Source organism: Stenotrophomonas sp. FR010, assembly GCF_047520755.2.
GTDB classification, from domain to species: Bacteria; Pseudomonadota; Gammaproteobacteria; order Xanthomonadales; family Xanthomonadaceae; genus Stenotrophomonas; species Stenotrophomonas sepilia.
The window spans coordinates 88,249-105,011 of record NZ_JAXBQT020000008.1; the positions used below are offsets into that span (position 1 = coordinate 88,249).

Below are 16,763 nucleotides of genomic sequence, written 5' to 3' on the forward strand. Positions count from 1 at the left end.
GCGACATCACCTTCCGGGATATGCCGCAGCGCTGTGGCAACGGCTTCAATGGGAGCTCGCCGGACCGTGCCTGCGTCCAGGTGCTGCGGGACGCCGGCCGAGATGGCGCACGTGCTGCGGAGAGCGTGCGAACCGACGCTTCGCACCCGGTGGAGCGCGCCGGTAGCGCCGGGCCATGCCCGGCGACTACCCCGATCGCCTCAACCGTGCAGGTCGTAGCGGTCCAGTTCCATCACCCGCGTCCAGGCGGCGATGAAATCCTGCACGAACTTCTTCTCGCCATCGGCGCTGGCATAGACCTCGGCCAATGCGCGCAGCACCGCGTTTGAGCCGAACACCAGGTCGGCGCGGGTACCGGTCCAGCGCACAGCGCCGTCGGTGCGGCCACGGCCTTCGTAGCTTTCGCGGCCGGTGGCCTTCCACTCCGTACCCATGTCCAGCAGGTTGACGAAGAAGTCGTTGCTGAGCGTGCCTGGGCGCGTGGTGAACACGCCGTGCTTGCCACCATCGGCATTGGCACCGAGCACGCGCAGGCCGCCGACCAGCACGGTCATCTCCGGCGCGGTCAGCGTAAGCAGCTGCGCCTTGTCGATCAGCAGCGCCTCCCCGGGCACGCTGTAGGCGCCCTTCAGGTAATTGCGGAAGCCATCGGCGACCGGCTCGAGCACCGCGAACGATTCGACGTCGGTCTGTTCCTGGCTGGCATCGGTGCGGCCCGGGGTGAACGGCACGCTGACCTCATGGCCACCGGCCTTGGCCGCCTGTTCGACACCCACGCCACCGGCCAGCACGATCAGGTCGGCCAGTGACACGTGCTTGCCGCCGGCATTGAAGCTGGCCTGCACCTTTTCCAGCGCGGCCAGCACCTTGGCCAGCTGCTGCGGCTGGTTCACCGCCCAGTCCTTCTGCGGGGCCAGGCGGATGCGTGCACCGTTGGCGCCGCCGCGCTTGTCCGAACCACGGAAGGTCGAGGCCGACGCCCATGCGGTGGAGACCAGCTCGGCGACGCTCAGGCCCGCTGCGGCGATCTGCTGCTTCAGCGCGGCGATGTCCCTGGCGTCGATCAGCGGGTGCTGTGCTTCCGGCAGCGGGTCCTGCCAGATGAACTCTTCGGCCGGAATTTCCGGGCCGAGGTAACGTGCGCGCGGGCCCATGTCGCGGTGGGTCAGCTTGAACCAGGCGCGGGCGAAGGCATCGGCGAAGGCCTGGGGCTCGGCGAGGAACCGGCGCGAGATCTTTTCGTAGGCCGGATCCATGCGCAGCGACAGGTCGGTGGTGAGCATGGTGGGGCGGTGCTTCTTCGACGGGTCGTGCGCGTCGGGAATCACCGCTTCGGCGTTCTTGGCCACCCACTGGTGGGCACCGGCCGGGCTCTTGCTCAGCTCCCATTCGTTGCCGAACAGGATTTCGAAGAAATCGTGGCTCCACTGCGCCGGGGTGCGCGTCCAGGTCACTTCCAGGCCGCTGGTGATGGCGTCGCCGCCCTTGCCGCTGCGGAAGCTGCTGGCCCAGCCCAGGCCCTGGCTTTCCAGCCCGGCGGCTTCCGGTTCCTTGCCGACGTTGTCGGCCGGGCCGGCACCGTGGGTTTTGCCGAAGCTGTGGCCGCCGGCGATAAGCGCGACGGTTTCCTCGTCGTCCATGGCCATGCGGCCGAACGTATCGCGGATGTCATGCGCGGCCAGCACCGGATCCGGGTTGCCATCCGGCCCCTCCGGATTGACGTAGATCAGGCCCATCTGCACTGCGGCCAGCGGGTTTTCCAGCGTGCGCGAGTGCACGTCGCCGTCGGCATCGTCATCGGATACGAGCACGCCATGGCTCTCTTCAACGCCTTCCGAGCCATGCTTGTAGCGCACGTCACCGCCCAGCCAGGTGGTCTCGCGGCCCCAGTACACATCCTGGTCCGGCTCCCAGGTATCGGGGCGGCCGCCGGCAAAGCCCAGGGTCTTGAACCCCATCGATTCCAGCGCGACGTTACCGGTGAGGATGAGCAGGTCGGCCCAGGAAATGGCCTGGCCGTACTTCTGCTTGATCGGCCACAGCAGGCGCCGGGCCTTGTCCAGGCTGACATTGTCCGGCCAGCTGTTGAGCGGTGCGAAGCGCTGCTGGCCACGACCGCCGCCGCCGCGGCCGTCGCCGATGCGATAGGTGCCGGCACTGTGCCAGGCCATGCGGATGAACAGGCCACCGTAGTGCCCGAAGTCGGCCGGCCACCAGTCCTGCGAATCGGTCATCAGCGCCTTCAGGTCCGCCTTCAGCGCGGCGTAGTCCAGCCCCTTGAAGGCCTTGGCGTAATCGAAGCCGGCATCGAGCGGATTGGAGCGCGCCGAATGCTGGTTGAGCAGGTCCACGCGCAACTGGTTCGGCCACCAGTCGCGGTTGGTCGTCGCGTCGCCGACGACGGCATGGTTGAACGGGCACTTCGCTTCGCTTTTCATGGGTCTCTACCTGTGGACTGGCGAAAGGTGGAATCGGGGGAGGCCTGACCACGATAGGTGGCGCCTACCAATGGGTAAATTCGATTGATTCAACCGATGCGATAGTGGCGAACTATGGAGCCATCTGACTAGGACGGTCGTGTCCGATCAACGCTTCAGCAGACCCGCGCCCAGCTTCATCAAGTCACTAGCTCCGAACTGGCCGTCGCCGTCCTGGTCCAGGACGCCGCCGAGCAGGTTGCCGATGCCGCCGGACTGCTGCGTTTCCTGGCCCAATGCCTGGCTCAGCTGGCCTGCGTTGCCACCCTGGGCGAAGCGCTGGGCCAGGAAGGACATGACGATGGGGGCGAGGATTGCCAGCAGCTTGCCCGAAGTGCCGCTGTCGAGACCGGTCTTCTGCCCGAGCAGTTGTGCCGCCTGCGGTTGCTGGCCACCGAACACGTGGCCGAGGATGCCGGCGCCATCGGTGGCGCCGCTGCCGCCCCCGCCCATCACCGCGCCCAGGATCCCGCCCAGGTCGAAACCGCCGCCACCGCTGTGGTCGCGCTGCAACGCGTTGAGCAGCGACTGCGCGCCCTGCGGCTCACTGGCGTTCTGCCCCATCGCGCCGAGCAGCAGGGGCAGGGCGCTGCCGACGGCCTGGGCGGTCTGGCTGCTGTCCAGGCCGAGTTGCTGGGACAGCTGCTGCAGGCCCTGGCCCTGCTGCAGCTGCTGGAAGAGGGATGCAGCGAGCGATTCGGTGTTCATGGCAGTCTCTGTTCTGTGAAGGAAGGACGGCCCGAGCATAACGCTGCGTGCACTACGGGAATGCGAAGGCAGCCGAGCATGGGCCCGGCTCTACAGACAGAGCGCGACGGGGTCGTTGTGGAGCCGAGCATGGGCTCGGCTCTACAGGCAGGGCGTGAGTTGTAGAGCCGAGCCCGTGCTCGGCCCAGGCCTGCCTGCGGGCGCGGTTACAGCAGCGTCTTCAACCGGTACAGCGCCTCAAGCGCCTGCTTCGGCGTCAACTCGTCCGGATCGATCGCCGCCAGCGCTTCCTGCGCCTTGCTGGACGGCGCGCTGAACAGGCCGAACTGCTGCGGTGCATCCAGTGCCTGCGGTGCCAGTTCGGCCGCGTGGCTTTCACCGCCGCGCTGCTCCAGCTCGGCCAGGCGCCGCCGTGCCTGCGCCACGGTAGTGCGCGGCAGGCCGGCCAGCGCGGCCACCTGCAGGCCGAAGCTGCGGTTGGCCGGACCGTCCTTCACCGCGTGCATGAACACCAGCGCTTCACCGTGCTCGACGGCATCCAGGTGCACGTTGGCAATGCCGCTGCGGCCGCCCTCGTGTTGTTCGTCGGCCAGCGCGGTCAGCTCGAAGTAGTGGGTCGCGAACAGCGTATAGCAGCGGTTCTGGTAGGCCAGGTGGCGTGCGACCGCATCGGCCAGCGCCAGGCCGTCGTAGGTGGAGGTGCCGCGGCCGATCTCGTCCATCAGCACCAGCGAATGGGCGGTGGCGTGATGCAGGATGTAGCTGGTCTCGGCCATCTCGACCATGAAGGTCGACTGCCCGCGGGCGAGGTCGTCACCGGCGCCGATGCGGGTCAGGATGCGGTCGATCGGACCGATAACCGCACGGCTGGCCGGCACGAAGCTGCCGATGTGGGCCAGCAGCACGATCAGCGCGTTCTGCCGCATGTAGGTCGATTTACCGCCCATGTTCGGGCCGGTGATGACCAGCATGCGACGGTCGGGATGCAGGTCCAGGTCGTTCGGTTCGAACGGCTGCTCACGCACCGCTTCGACCACCGGATGGCGGCCACGCTCGATCTTCAGGCACGGTGCCGTTTCCAGTTCAGGCCGCGACCAGTCCAGCGCCTGCGCGCGCTCGGCGAAGGCGGCCAGCACGTCCAGTTCGCTCAGCGCAGCGGCGCACTGCTTCAACGGTTCCAGCTGTTCGCCGAGGGTGTCCAGCAGCTGCTCGTACAGGTATTTCTCGCGCGACAACGAACGGTCGCGCGCGGACAGCACCTTGTCTTCGAACGCCTTCAGTTCTTCGGTGATGTAGCGCTCGGCATTGGTCAGCGTCTGGCGGCGGGTGTAGTGCACCGGCGCACGGTCGGACTGGCCCTTGCTGATCTCGATGTAGTAGCCGTGCACGCGGTTGTAGCCCACCTTCAGGGTGGGAATGCCGCTGCTTTCGCGTTCGCGCTGTTCCAGATCGACCAGGAACTGGTCAGCATGGGTGGACAGGCGGCGCAGCTCGTCCAGCTCTTCATCGAAGCCGTCGGCCAGCACGCCGCCGTCGCTCAGCTTCAGTGGCGGCATTTCGGCAATGGCGCTGGCCAGCAGCTGCGCGCACGCGTCATGCTCGCCCAGCGCGGCGTGCAGGGCCTGCAGGCGCGGCGAGTCCAGTGGCGCCAGCACCTCGCGCACGGCGGGCAGCAGCCCCAGGCCATCACGCAGGGTGGAAAAATCGCGCGGGCGCGCCGATCGCAGCGCGACGCGGGTGAGGATGCGTTCCAGGTCGCCCAGGCGGCGGAACTGTTCGCGGATGTCGGCGTCGCTGCCGCGATCGATCAGGGTTTCCACCGCATGGTGGCGCTGCACCAGCACCTCGCGCAGGCGCAGCGGGCGGTGCAGCCAGCGCCGCAGCAGGCGGCCGCCCATCGGCGTCACCGTGCTGTCGAGCACGCCCAGCAGGGTATTGCGGGTATCGCCGTCGACGCGCGTATCCAGTTCCAGGTGGCGACGGGTGGCGGCATTCATCGCGATCGCCTCGCCGGCGGTTTCCATGGCGATCGAGGTCAGGTGCGGCAGCCGCTGCTTCTGGGTCTCCTCGACATAGCCGAGCAGGGCACCTGCGGCAGCGGTCGCGCGCGGCTTGTCATCGATGCCGAAGCCGCTCAGGTCATGCAGCTTGAAGAAGTTCAGCAGCTGGCGGCGGCCACTGTCGGCATCGAACAGCCACGGCGCACGGCGGCGCACGCCGGTGCGCTGGCGCAGGAATTCCGGCCAGTTTTCTTCGTCGGGCACCAGCAGCTCGGCCGGCTCCAGTCGGGCCAGTTCGGCTTCCAGGGCGTCGTCGGTTTCCACTTCGTTGACCAGGAAGCGGCCACCGGCCAGGTCGGCCCAGGCCAGGCCGTAGCCCTGCTTCGTGCGCGACAGCGCCATCAGCAGGGTGTCACGGCGCTCGTCCAGCAGCGCTTCGTCGGTGACGGTTCCGGGGGTGACGATGCGCACCACCTTGCGTTCGACCAGGCCCTTGGCCAGCGCCGGGTCACCGATCTGCTCGCAGATCGCCACTGACTCGCCCAGCGCCACCAGCCGTGCCAGGTAGCCCTCGTAGGCATGCACCGGCACGCCGGCCATCGGAATCGGTGCGCCGCCGGAGCTGCCACGCTGGGTCAGGGTGATGTCGAGCAGGCGCGCGGCCTTGCGCGCATCGTCGTAGAACAGCTCGTAGAAGTCGCCCATGCGGAAGAACAGTAGCAGGTCCGGGTACTCGGACTTGGCTGCGAAGAACTGCTTCATCGCAGGCGTGTGTTCCTTCGAGCCCTTGCTGGCGCTGTTGTTTTCTTTAATATCAATCACTTGAGTTGAAGGGCTTTGAGTGGAGTGACGGTGATTCGAGGCGAATGAGGGCGAGTGACGGTGTTTTCTGTAGTGACGATGTAGCGACGGGCGCGGGATGGGGTGGGGTGGGGTGTAGCAACGCCGTGTAGCAATGACCGCGGGCGTGCGTTACTGTAGCAACACCGGCACCCGGAGGGGCATGCGATGAAGAGTCCAGCGTCAAGCAGTAGGGCGGGTTCGCTCAAGTTTAGTTTGACCTACGCCCAGGTGCTGGCGCTGTCGGTCCACAAAGGCCCGGCCTTGGATGCGCAAGGAAAGGTTCGGCTGGTCCCGCGCCCGGACGGGAAGGCTTACGTGGTGCTGGACGGCGGGCCGGGGGCTCCCACGGGGTTTGGCTTCCGGGTCGGCTCCACGATGACCACCTACGTTGGCCAGAAACGAGGGCCCACGGGCACGCCGATCCGCTTCACCTTGGGCAACGTGAGCGACATGGGGCTGGACGAGGCCAGGGAGGCGTGCAGGGAGCACCTGGCGCTGTTGAAGGAAACGGGGAAGAACCCCGTCCACGTCAAGCGCCAGCAGTTGCTGGAAACGCTGGAAAGGGAATCGGAAAAAGAGTTCGGGGATCTGACCCTGCGCGAGGCATTGGAGCGTTACATCGCCCACTTGGACGCCCGCGCAAAGAACAAGAAGATCAAGCCGGCCAGCGTGGACGGGGTGAGGGACAGTTTGGCCCGCCTTTCACGCCCCACGGTTGGGTTGGCGGACAAAACCTTGAACGAGCTCCATTTGGAGGTCATCCAGCAGGCCTTTGATGCTTGCCGGATCAGTTCCATGCAACTGTCCAATCGCATTCCGCGGGACATGAGCAGAAAGCTGGCGGAGGTGGCGGATTGGGCCAAGCTCACCGTTTCCCAGCTGGAAGCGTTGGGCATCACCGGCAAATACATCCAGCGGGTGCGAGCTGCAGGGTTGAGTTCAACGGAACACACGTTTTCGGACGCCAGGCGAGCGGTGGATTTCCTCATCGACGAGGAAAGAGCCCGCGATCATCGGTTTGGCCGTCCCCAGCGCCAGTTCTACAACCCGCTGGTGGTGATCCATACCCGCGACATGCTCCGGGAAGCGCACGAGCTGCGAAACCATTACAGCCGGGCAGAGGTTCGCAATCCCCTGGACGACAAAACGCTGCCCAAGGTCCTCAAAGCCATTGCAGCACGGCGGGACGAACAAGGCGGGCGCAATGCGGCCGGGGCGGACTACCTGCTGCTGACCTTGCTTTGGGGAACACGGCGCAGCGAGGCTGCTCCGTTGCGCTGGTATGACCGCTGCACGCCCGGAGAGTTGTCGCAGGAAATGGTGTCCTGGGTCTGGCTGGCGGGGCCAGAGGACATCAACCCGACCACCAAGCGGGCGGGCAGCCAGGTCTACCTTTTCGAGACCAAGAACAAGGAGCAGCGGTTCTTGCCCGTCACCTACTTCGCCGAGCGCGTCCTGCAGCGGCGCTTCAACGAGCGCGCAGACGATACAGGGGCCAAGCAGGGATTGGAGGCCGCCAAGGCCGCGCTGAGCGCCGCGAGCAAACGGGGTGGGCAACGGGGACTGATCGACGCCTTGGAGGCGGCGGTGGCCGACGCTGAGCACGCGTTGGATCGAACCCGGTTCGTCTTTCCGGCAAGGTCCGGGCGCAGCAAAACGGGTCATTACTCCGACAGCAAATCCATCATCGCCAACGTGCGTCGCGACGCTGGGCTGATCGATTTGCGCGAGGAGGTGGACATCGGCCTGACCCCCCACGATTTGCGTCGCACTCTGGGGCGCTATGCCGAACGGATTCACGGCACCAAGGCCCGGGTCGTGTCGCAGATGCTTCACCACCGGATCAAGGACAAGGATTCCGCGGCCACCGACGCGATCTACACCGAGCAGGAGTGGTCGGTCCTGCGTCAAGCGTTTGCCGTGGTGGAAGAGCACATGATGGCGAGCAGTCCCCGGGTCTGGAACCGCTGGAAGGGCACGGACAAGCCGCGGCTGGATGAGGTCAACGACCCGCCAGTGACGATTTTTGCAGCACGCAACCAGAAGGTGGCGCTCGATGACGAGGATTGAGCCCGTTCGCACAGAAGAGGCGTTCCAAGCCAAAGCGGAAGCCTCTTGGAACGCAGAGTTGGCCCGGGCGAAGAGCGCTGGAGGCGGGTTGGTGTCCGCCAAGGCCGCCGCGTGGTTCTTGGGCATCCATGCCGACACGCTGGGCGAGTGGAGGCGACGCACCCCGCCCACCGGGCCCCGCTTTCAGAAGGCCACCGGCAGCGCCGTCAATGGCCCCAACCAGCGTGTGAAATACGACTACGACGAACTGGTGGCTTGGAAGGATGGGCGTCAGGGCAGGTCAGCGAAAGAGCGTCGGCTGAGCGCTGAGCTGGAGCGCTTGAGCCAACAGCAGCGAGAGCTGGAGCTGGAGCGGCAGATCCACGAGGCCAAGGTGGCATTGGAAAAGCTGCGCAAGAACGCCGGGCGCTTTGCTGCGTTGATCACGTCCCATGAAGGTTGGGCCATTCCCCACCCATGGGCGGTGGTGGGAGGGCTGATTGCCGGGCACGTGCTCACCGTGGACGAGGACACCCTGGATCGCGCCCTGGCCGAGGGCGAACTCTGGGAGGCCCCCCTGGCCGAGGCGCTGCTGGAGCCTTGGACCAGCGTCGCGGCGCGCGAGCCATTCGATGACGCAATGGAGGCGGCACAATCCGCGTTCCAGGCGGCGTGGAGGGCGGTCCGGAACCAAGCCCGTGCGCAAGGCTTGGACGACGGCCTGCCGCCCGCGGCGGACCCAATCACTCGCACACCGTTCCGGTTCTGACCGGCTACCATCGTCATTCCACCCATGCGGCAAACCCATGTCCCTTGATTCCAAGCAGGAAGCGGAAACACAGCTGTTAAAACGCTACAGAAAAACCTGGGGCCAAAAGCACCCGGCGTTCCTGGCCGGCGAGGGCGTCTCCTGGAAGCGTCTGAAGAACGACATTGACCAAGAGGCGAAAGCGGCCAAGGCGAAAACGAAGGTGGAGTTGAGCCCGCCGTGGACATCGGCGCAGGCCGCTGGACTTCTGGGAATCAACCAAAAGGTTTTCCGGGTTCTCGCAACGATGGACAGCGAAACAGGTCCGTTGCTTGCAGACGATGGCAAGCATGCGGCCATTGGCCTGCCCCGACTTCTGGAATGGGCAGAAGGGGTGAGGGGCGCCCCCAAGGTTCGCCGCTGGCGTGAGTCTCGGCGCGATGAGGACTTGCTTGGGGCAACCGTCAAAAGGCCAGCGGCGACGTTCCAAGTGGTCAAAAAAACCCAGATCCGCCTGGGGCTGGTGGACGGCAAGGTGTCAACGCTGGACCTTTCCCACCTCAGTGAAGAGGAGAGGGTTGCACTTGCAGCGCTGCTGCGTGGCGCGCGTGGGGCGCTCCAGCAGGACGAGCGGGGCGTGGTGATGTTCATGCAAAAGGAAGCCACGCTGCCCGAAGCGTTCACGCTGCCCTGGGCGGACGAGGCGCTGAAAAAGGATTGCGCGGGACGCTACAAGGAGCTGCTGGAAAGCGCCCAGGGCGAGCTGGCCCAGCTCCTAGCCCGGGTGGAGCAAGACATCCGAAAAGCCCGTGAGGCGGTTGCTCAAGAGGAAAGCCCAACCGCCCAAGCCGTCCAGGCGGCAATGCTGGACATGTGGAGGGGAGAGGAGCACGACGTGCAGATGCTTCAGTCCGAGGTTCGCGAGGCGTTGTTCGATTTGACCCTGCCGGCTGCCACAGGTCAGGCTCGCAAGCCGTGCCCGTTCTGACCGGAGGCTGGAGCATTTCTCGCCGGCTACCCGCCGGCTCGGTCTTGGAAGAAAAGGCAGGGAGGCCGCGGCTTCCGCCGCAGCCTTGTTCACCCGCTCAAGCCCCAGGTCGCCCTTGGGGCTTTTTTGTGTCCGCACGGGAAAGGGGCAAGCGCCCCTTTTGGGCCCGATTCCCATGTCCTGATCGATAGGCTGGCGCCACACCAATCGACACAGACACCGCCATGCAGCCGCTCATCCTCTCGCTCGACCCCTCGCTCTCGACCCACTTCTCCACCCTGACACCGCAGGTCCTCATCGACGCCCTGGCCGACGCCTTGCCTCAGGCCCTGACCCAGCTCGCCGCTGACACCAGCACGTCGGTCATCGTGCCCAACCGCGACATGCGCGGCCACCACCCCGCCCGGGTGCTCACCCTGCAGCTGGCAACGCTGGACAGCTTCCTGGACGTGGCCGACGCCGCCAACGGCTAAGCCAGCAGCGCAGCGGTAACCCGGGCCTAGGCCCAACCCCCTCAACCCTTTTCGCGAAACGCGGCCGACCAGCCGTGCTGGCGGAGCTTTGCCCAAAAACCCCTCAACCCTGGAGATTTCCCATGAACGCTGTTGCTCGCCCCCTCACCACCAAGCCGAAGAAGCCCAAGCAGACCAAGCTTTCGCTCGCCGTCGCCCACAACGTGGGTTACGACCGGGCACCGGAAGGCATTACGACCGAGACTTGGCTCACCCCGCCGAAGATCGTCCACGGCCTGGGTCCGTTTGACCTGGATCCCTGCACCCCGGAGCAGGGCATGCCCTGGCGCACGGCCACCCGGATGCTGAAGCCCAGCGACGACGGGCTCAAGACGCCCTGGCCGAAATCGGCATTCGTGTGGATGAATCCGCCTTACGGTGGGCACAAGAACAGCTCGACCTCGCAGCACCGCTGGATGGAGAAGGCCGCAGAGCATGGCAACGGGATTGCCCTTGTGCTGGCGCGGATGGAAACGAGCTGGATGCAGGAGTCGGTGCTCAACCACCCCAGCGTTTCAGCGGTGGTGTTCACGAAGGGGCGTCTGTCGTTCTGCCGCCCGGATGGGACCCTGGGCACGAGTTGCCCGGCGGGATCGGTGTTCATCGGCTACGGTGCTGAAGCCGCGCGCAGGCTCAAGCGGGGAGTGGAGTCTGGCCTGATCCGCGGAAGCTACTTTGACATGGCCCGCGTGGGCCGGGTGTTGGGCGCTGACGTGGGGGCGGCCAACGATGAGTAAGCCCACTTCGAAGAAGGCAAAGCCGACCTCACCCCGCGATGCGGCTTACCAGCGGTTGCTGAAGGCCGTCCAAACCATCCCCGGGGATTCGCCCCGGGAAAAGATGCGCAAGTTCACCGCGCTTGCGCTGAAGGTTTGCGTTCTCAAGCAGGCCGAGGAGTTGTTCACCTTGGGATATGGGCCCTTGGTCGCCTGGTGTGACTTGACGCTGCTTGGGACCGATGTGGATGGGTCCGAGGATTGGTGCCTCGAAGCGGGCCAGGCCTACGGCGGCGCAGTGGAAACCTTCGAGCCGTTCGAATGCATCCTGGGCCGGCTGTTTAATGAGTTGGTGTGGTCAGGGAAAAAGAACGACGCTCAACATTTCACCCCCTGGGGCTTGGCGATGGCTTTGAACGCCTTTGCTCAAGCGCCTCAAAAAGACGAGTGGCCCATGGGTGACCCCACCTGCGGAGCCGGCACGCTGTTGCTTGTGAAGCTTCACGAACTGGCCGGGAAGGATTCGAAGGCCCTTCGGGGGCTTACCGTGAAAGCGAACGACCGCGATCCGTTGTGTGCTGCGATGACCGCACTTCAGTTGCTGTCAAACCAGTTGATCTGGCGGATGCCCATCGGGCGCGTGGTGGTCGAGTGCAAAGACATCATCACTCAATACCTGGAAACGCGGGTGGTGTTTTGGTCTCTCTCGCGAGATCGGTTCATCGCCATGGATGAGGAGATCCGGCTCGAGAAGGCCAACCGGATGACGGGCGCTGACATGGGGGCGGCCAACGATGAATGAGGTCGCCAACCTGGTGAAGGCCATCCGCGCCATTCCTTCCACCGATGGCAAGCCGTGGAATCCGCGGGTTGCAGTCGAAACGTTTGTTCAGCACGCGCTGATGTCACTCGGGATTTATCACGTGAAGCTGGTGGCTCACATCGACCCCAAAGTGCTTGCATTTACCCCCTTGCAGGAAAGAGCCGTCGCAGTGCCCGAGGTGGGGGCGGCCATCACCGCTTACTTCGACGCAGTCGCTGCAAGCAGGCCGTTTGAAGACATTCTTGGGCAGGTCCATGCCGAGCTGCTGGCCAGGAAGGGCGGGGAAGGGCTGGGGCAGTCTTTCACGCCAGGCGATCTTTTGGACCTGGTTCAAGCCCTTGCCACCAACCTCACCTGGCGGCACCCCAGTGCCAGCGTGAGTAACGTCTATGACTGTTGTTGTGGTGCCGGCTCACTGGCCCTGGCCGCGATCCGGAGTCGCCTCAACCTCATTTCAAGCAATGAAATCCGGGTTCGCGCGGGAGACATTGATCCCTTGTGCGCAGCGATGACAGCTTTGCAGATTCACATGAACCAGACCTTTCATTCCCTGCCGCTTAGGGAAGTCAAAGTGACGGTGGGAAACGAGCTGGTCCGAGGAAAAAAGCAGACGGAAGGAGAGGGGCAGGCAGAAGGGGACGAGTTGGCCGACCCTAGGCGATGCGGGTTCTGGTCCCACTCCTTCAACTACGAGTAGGCCGGAGGCCCGCCTTTCCCCTCTCCAAGACTCGGCGGCGAGCAGCCGCCGGCTCTTGCTCCAAGCCGCTTTTGCTTTTGCTCTTCAACCCGCAGAAACCGGGTAACAAGTGCTTGTTACCCCGCTTTCCTGAAAGCTATTCCATACGAAAAATAATCCAACCGTATCGGTTTGTTAGGAAAGACTGCTGGTTAACGCTCCTGCTGGTTAACCCCAAAACCGTTAACCAGCAGCCAAACCAGCAGCAAAACCCTTGTCACGTAAGGCTTTGAAGGCTCCTGCTGGTTTGCTGGTTAATTTTTTTCACTTTTTCTCTGCAACTGTAAAATGTTAAGAATAAGTGAAAATCTCTCGACCAAATGAGACGTTGGCGCGTAGCGTAAACCTGTTTTTTTAACCAGCAAACCAGCAGTTAGCTTATTTTTTGAACAAAAACGAGATTAAACAATCACTTGGAAGGTTTTTAGTTGCTGGTTTGTCTGCTGGTTTAAGAAAAAACAGAAAACCAGCAGAAAAGTTAACCAGCAGCTAAAAAATATTTCTGGGGAAGGGGCTTGACGGTTTCAAGAAACCTGCTTTCTTGAATGTATTACGGATGCAACACGGAGAACCCATGAGCACGCAGCAGAACCAAACCCCACGCAAAGACCCTTTCAATGCCCGCATGGAAAGGGCGTTGATTGAGCGGCTGAAAGCCGAAGCCAAGCGGTCGGGGATTTCTCCCAGCGAGAAGCTGCGCCGGATCCTCGACAACGCGTTGCCGCACGTCGCCTAACCCCACAAACGCGAAACCCCGCCTTGCCGGGCGGGGAGTCGTTGGAGCCGAACTACAATGTCTACGAACAATCTCCCTCAAGATCCGTCGGTCGTCAACCCCCCTGAGGTTGCTTTTCTCATCGAAAAGCACTGGGAGAAAAACCGGCGGGATTACGCCAGCAATCTCAAGGTTGAACAACGGGCCTTGGATCGCCACAAGCAAGCCAAGCTCAACAAAGGCGAGCTGCGCCCGGAAAGCCTGGACTTCTTGTTCGCTCGCCACCTCCAGTTGGGGCTCGACGGCCACCTCTGGGCCAGCGTCCGCGACGAATCCGCGACGCAATCGACGCTGGTCTACCGTTGGAGTGCAAATCACTGGGCGCTGGTTCACCGCGGCCTCGGCGACGGCCTGGCGTCCGACTGGCTCGATGCCAACATCCCCGCAAAGGCCAGCGACAAGCTCGCTTCGAGTTGCTGGGCCTACGCCCGCACCCGCCTAGGCCAGCAAAGCGCGTTGCCGCAGTTGGAACCCAAGCGGGCGGTGGTCCCCTGCGCTGACGCTTACCTGGAAATCACCGCCGACAGCATCCAGGCGTTGGAACCCCAGCCGCGCTACGGCATGACCCACGCCCTGAACATCGCCACGGGCGCCACGCCCGGCCAGCGCTACATCCCCAGCTCCGTGCCGGCCGATAGCCTGCTGGGCAAGTTCCTGGCCCATGCGTTGCCGGACGAAGGCGTGCGCGCCTTGGTGCAGGAGCAGTGCGGGATGACCTTGCTGCCCGGTTCCTATCAGATCGCGGCGTGGTGGCATGGCGCCGCCGGCAGCGGCAAGAGCACGCTGGCCGAGTGCGTCGAAGTCGTCCACAACAAAGTGGCCCGCCTGGACCTGGGCACGTTGAGCGACACGTTTGCACTCGAAGGCATCCTGGGCAGCCAGCTGATCTTGGTGGATGAGGTGGAGTGCGAGAAGTGGAAAGAGGGCACGTTCAAGACCCTGGTCAGCGGCAACGGCATCGCGATCAATCGCAAGCACCTGTCGGTTCTGAACTACCAATCCAAGGCCAAGTGGATCATCAGCTCCAACTCCGCGCCGTTCTTCCGCGACAAGTCCGGCGGCGTGGCCCGCCGCCTCTCCATCGTGGAGTGGGCGAACGTGATCCCGGAGAGTGACCGCATTCCTGACTTCAGCAAGAAGCTGCTTGCAGAAGAAGGCCAGTTGTTCCTCGACTGGATGCTGGAAGGCGCCCGCCGAGTCGTGGCCCGAGGCCGGTTCATGGCCGACCACGAACTCCCGGAGGCCGCGCAGGCCTACAAGCAGGCCGTCATCCACGGCGCCGACTCCATCGCGGCCTGGGCCCACGCCGACCGCGTGCTGTTCGGCGCCGCCGCTGGCAGTGAGCAATGGCAAAGCGTCAAGGCCATCCATGCCCGCTATGTGGCCTGGTGCGAGAAGAAGGGCTTTGAACCGGATGAAATCCTCTCGCAGCGCCAGTTCACCCGTGGTCTGAAAACCGCCGGGCACCTGCGGGGGCGCCCGTCGAATCGGCGCGTAGAGGGCGAGCAGTTGGACTGCTACCTCTGCTGCTGGAAGGGCGAGCAGACCGATGCCGAGCGCGCACAAGAGCTGGAGCTCAAGCGGCTGGAGGCCCTGACCCCAGAAGCCCGTCATGCCGAATCTGAGCAGGCCAAGGCGGCCAACGACGCTCAGAACGTCGCACTGGCCGTCGCCGCCGAACGGCAAGACGAGCAGGACTTCGCCGACATGCCCGATGCCATCCGAGACGTCTTTGGCTTCACCAATACGCCCTACGAGCAGGTCCAGGCGGAACGCCGCGCCGAACGGGAGCGCCAAGCCAAGAACGCCGCCGCATGTGAGAGGCAGGATCGCCGGGAGCGACAGGCGCGCGAGCAACGCAAGGCCGAAGCGGAAAAGAAGAAGGCCGGCTAACCCAGCAACGCCGGGCATTTCCGGGGCAGGCCTTTACAACCGGCGACGTTGCGCTATTGCAAAGGGGTATCCAAACCAAAACGGAGCCCCCATGCCATCGCCCAACCACATCCCCGACGACGCGTTCCCCGAATCGGCCATCGGCCCGGCCGATCTGGAGAGCCCAGAGACACCGGAAGCGGACCCGCAATACTTGCTCGTGCAGAGCGGGTTTGGTCTCCATGTCCGTCTTGGCAAAGACGGCGACCAGGGATTGCGCAGCGAGGATGAAATCGCCGAGCTGGTGCGGCGAGCGTTGTATCACCGAAAGACGCTGACCCTTCATATCGAGTTCTGACCCCATCCACCCACAACCACCTGTTGAGAGGCGCAGGAGGTTGAAAAAGATTTGAGGCAACCACCCCATGTCCAAGTATTCTGATCTCATTGAAGCCACTGCCGAGCGAATGCTTTCGCTCATGCAGCAGGGCACCATCCCCTGGCGCCGGCCCTGGAACGACCCCGACGCCCCGCAGAACGGCTCGATCAACGGGCCGTGGAATCCAACCTCGGGCAAGTCCTATCGCGGCTCCAACACGCTGATCCTGCGCGGGGCGCAGATGGCCCATGGCTACAACGACAATCGCTGGCTGACCTACCGGCAGGCAGAAAGCATTGGGGCCCAAGTCAAGCGCGGCGAGAAGGGGCAGCAGATCACCTACTGGGACTTCAGCAAGACGGGCAAAGCCAAAGACGGTGCCGAGCCGTTGATCGAAGGCGAAGAGAAGAGCGGATACCAAGGGCCATCGGTGTTCGTCGCCACGGTGTTCAATGCCAGCCAAATGGACGGCATGCCCGAGCCCCCGCCGCCCTTCATCATGCCCGAGTCGATCCGCAACTTGCGTCTGCGGGAGTTGTTGGACAAGCACCAGCCAAAACTTCATCACGATGGCGGGAACAGGGCCTTCTACTCCGTTGCTACCGACAGCATCCACGTTCCGAAAGCCGGCAGCTTTCAAGACCCGATTAGTTATGCGTCAACCGTGCTCCACGAACTGGCCCATTGGACCGGGGCCAAGCACCGGCTCGGCCGCGATCTAACCGGGCGATTCGGGACGGAGGGGTATGCCAAGGAGGAACTGGTGGCAGAGCTGTCCAGCCTTTTCATTTCCGAGCGCCTCGGGATCGGGCTGGGGAAAGAACACGAAGAACAGCACGCCGGCTACCTGCAGTCTTGGATGAAAGCCCTGGCCGATGACCCGAGGACCCTGTTCCGCGCAGCCAGCCAAGCGGAGAAGGTCATGACCTTCCTCGACATCCCGACGTTTGAACGCGAGCCGCTGCCGCAGGTCAAGAAGGAGCAGGACACGGAGCAGGGGCGGGAGGCGGAAGCCGGCCGAAGGTCTCCATCGCGACGCAAGGAACGCCAGGTTGCTTAACGCAGGTGGGGGTTGACCTTTTGAGGTTTCGAGTTAGAAATGAATGTGTCGGGGGAAGTCCCGGCTGAGGTCCGATT

General features: G+C 64.1%; 14 protein-coding genes. 11 read left to right on the top strand and 3 right to left on the bottom strand.

Going from position 1 to position 16,763, the window contains the following annotated elements; genetic code table 11:
- Positions 1-200 precede the first annotated feature (200 nt).
- The 3 genes from katG to mutS all read right to left on the bottom strand — a co-directional run bounded on the left by katG (position 201) and on the right by mutS (position 5,947).
- On the bottom strand, positions 201-2,438 hold the full coding sequence (gene katG, locus ACM0PK_RS09470; RefSeq protein WP_414606822.1) for a catalase/peroxidase HPI: 2,238 nt from the start codon (positions 2,436-2,438) through the stop codon (positions 201-203).
- Between the two features lie 147 nt (positions 2,439-2,585).
- A complete protein-coding gene (locus ACM0PK_RS09475; RefSeq protein ID WP_088496962.1) occupies positions 2,586-3,185 on the bottom strand; it encodes a DUF937 domain-containing protein in 600 nt (199 codons plus the stop codon).
- Between the two features lie 206 nt (positions 3,186-3,391).
- On the bottom strand, positions 3,392-5,947 hold the full coding sequence (gene mutS / locus ACM0PK_RS09480) for a DNA mismatch repair protein MutS (protein WP_414606821.1): 2,556 nt from the start codon (positions 5,945-5,947) through the stop codon (positions 3,392-3,394).
- A gap of 294 nt (positions 5,948-6,241) precedes the next feature.
- Here mutS and ACM0PK_RS09485 point away from each other — a divergent pair, with 294 nt between their 5' ends.
- From ACM0PK_RS09485 to ACM0PK_RS09535, 11 genes are all read left to right on the top strand, one after another.
- Positions 6,242-8,098: an integrase arm-type DNA-binding domain-containing protein gene (locus ACM0PK_RS09485; protein ID WP_414606820.1), complete on the top strand. Its 1,857-nt coding sequence runs from the start codon at positions 6,242-6,244 to the stop codon at positions 8,096-8,098.
- 91 nt (positions 8,099-8,189) lie between these two features.
- Positions 8,190-8,846 (top strand): nucleotide-binding protein, encoded by a 657-nt coding sequence (locus ACM0PK_RS09490; protein WP_235319588.1) that lies wholly within the window; start codon positions 8,190-8,192, stop codon positions 8,844-8,846.
- A gap of 37 nt (positions 8,847-8,883) precedes the next feature.
- Entirely contained in the window at positions 8,884-9,813 is a 930-nt protein-coding gene (locus tag ACM0PK_RS09495; protein WP_414606819.1) for a hypothetical protein, read from the top strand.
- Positions 9,814-10,037: 224 nt separating this feature from the next.
- The gene (locus ACM0PK_RS09500; protein WP_046429568.1) at positions 10,038-10,286 is read left to right on the top strand and encodes a hypothetical protein; all 249 of its coding nucleotides are present in this window, start codon (positions 10,038-10,040) and stop codon (positions 10,284-10,286) included.
- A 122-nt stretch (positions 10,287-10,408) separates the two neighbouring features.
- Positions 10,409-11,062 (top strand): DNA N-6-adenine-methyltransferase, encoded by a 654-nt coding sequence (locus ACM0PK_RS09505; RefSeq protein ID WP_114618567.1) that lies wholly within the window; start codon positions 10,409-10,411, stop codon positions 11,060-11,062.
- The gene (locus ACM0PK_RS09510; RefSeq protein WP_162792532.1) at positions 11,055-11,843 is read left to right on the top strand and encodes a DNA methyltransferase family protein; all 789 of its coding nucleotides are present in this window, start codon (positions 11,055-11,057) and stop codon (positions 11,841-11,843) included. Before ACM0PK_RS09505 ends, ACM0PK_RS09510 begins: the two co-directional genes overlap by 8 nt.
- On the top strand, positions 11,836-12,561 hold the full coding sequence (locus ACM0PK_RS09515; protein WP_114618569.1) for an N-6 DNA methylase: 726 nt from the start codon (positions 11,836-11,838) through the stop codon (positions 12,559-12,561). The genes ACM0PK_RS09510 and ACM0PK_RS09515 overlap by 8 nt, the downstream gene beginning before the upstream one ends.
- A gap of 613 nt (positions 12,562-13,174) precedes the next feature.
- Positions 13,175-13,336, top strand: coding sequence for a DUF3450 domain-containing protein (locus ACM0PK_RS09520; RefSeq protein WP_136191690.1), 162 nt, complete (start codon positions 13,175-13,177; stop codon positions 13,334-13,336).
- A gap of 57 nt (positions 13,337-13,393) precedes the next feature.
- Positions 13,394-15,268, top strand: coding sequence for a DNA primase family protein (locus ACM0PK_RS09525; protein WP_414606818.1), 1,875 nt, complete (start codon positions 13,394-13,396; stop codon positions 15,266-15,268).
- 91 nt (positions 15,269-15,359) lie between these two features.
- Complete coding sequence (locus ACM0PK_RS09530; RefSeq protein ID WP_323162930.1) at positions 15,360-15,605, top strand: hypothetical protein; 246 nt, start codon at positions 15,360-15,362, stop codon at positions 15,603-15,605.
- Between the two features lie 67 nt (positions 15,606-15,672).
- Positions 15,673-16,686 (top strand): ArdC family protein, encoded by a 1,014-nt coding sequence (locus tag ACM0PK_RS09535; protein WP_049451931.1) that lies wholly within the window; start codon positions 15,673-15,675, stop codon positions 16,684-16,686.
- Positions 16,687-16,763 lie beyond the last annotated feature (77 nt).

What these genes read in the sequence shown, in the direction of transcription:
- ACM0PK_RS09530 (WP_323162930.1), top strand. Translation starts at nt 15,360, where the DNA reads ATGCCATCGCCCAACCACATCCCCGACGACGCGTTCCCCGAATCGGCC.
- ACM0PK_RS09505 (WP_114618567.1), top strand. Translation starts at nt 10,409, where the DNA reads ATGAACGCTGTTGCTCGCCCCCTCACCACCAAGCCGAAGAAGCCCAAG.
- katG (WP_414606822.1), bottom strand. Translation starts at nt 2,438, where the DNA reads ATGAAAAGCGAAGCGAAGTGCCCGTTCAACCATGCCGTCGTCGGCGAC.
- ACM0PK_RS09475 (WP_088496962.1), bottom strand. Translation starts at nt 3,185, where the DNA reads ATGAACACCGAATCGCTCGCTGCATCCCTCTTCCAGCAGCTGCAGCAG.
- ACM0PK_RS09500 (WP_046429568.1), top strand. Translation starts at nt 10,038, where the DNA reads ATGCAGCCGCTCATCCTCTCGCTCGACCCCTCGCTCTCGACCCACTTC.
- ACM0PK_RS09520 (WP_136191690.1), top strand. Translation starts at nt 13,175, where the DNA reads ATGAGCACGCAGCAGAACCAAACCCCACGCAAAGACCCTTTCAATGCC.
- ACM0PK_RS09515 (WP_114618569.1), top strand. Translation starts at nt 11,836, where the DNA reads ATGAATGAGGTCGCCAACCTGGTGAAGGCCATCCGCGCCATTCCTTCC.
- mutS (WP_414606821.1), bottom strand. Translation starts at nt 5,947, where the DNA reads ATGAAGCAGTTCTTCGCAGCCAAGTCCGAGTACCCGGACCTGCTACTG.
- ACM0PK_RS09495 (WP_414606819.1), top strand. Translation starts at nt 8,884, where the DNA reads ATGTCCCTTGATTCCAAGCAGGAAGCGGAAACACAGCTGTTAAAACGC.
- ACM0PK_RS09525 (WP_414606818.1), top strand. Translation starts at nt 13,394, where the DNA reads ATGTCTACGAACAATCTCCCTCAAGATCCGTCGGTCGTCAACCCCCCT.
- ACM0PK_RS09535 (WP_049451931.1), top strand. Translation starts at nt 15,673, where the DNA reads ATGTCCAAGTATTCTGATCTCATTGAAGCCACTGCCGAGCGAATGCTT.
- ACM0PK_RS09510 (WP_162792532.1), top strand. Translation starts at nt 11,055, where the DNA reads ATGAGTAAGCCCACTTCGAAGAAGGCAAAGCCGACCTCACCCCGCGAT.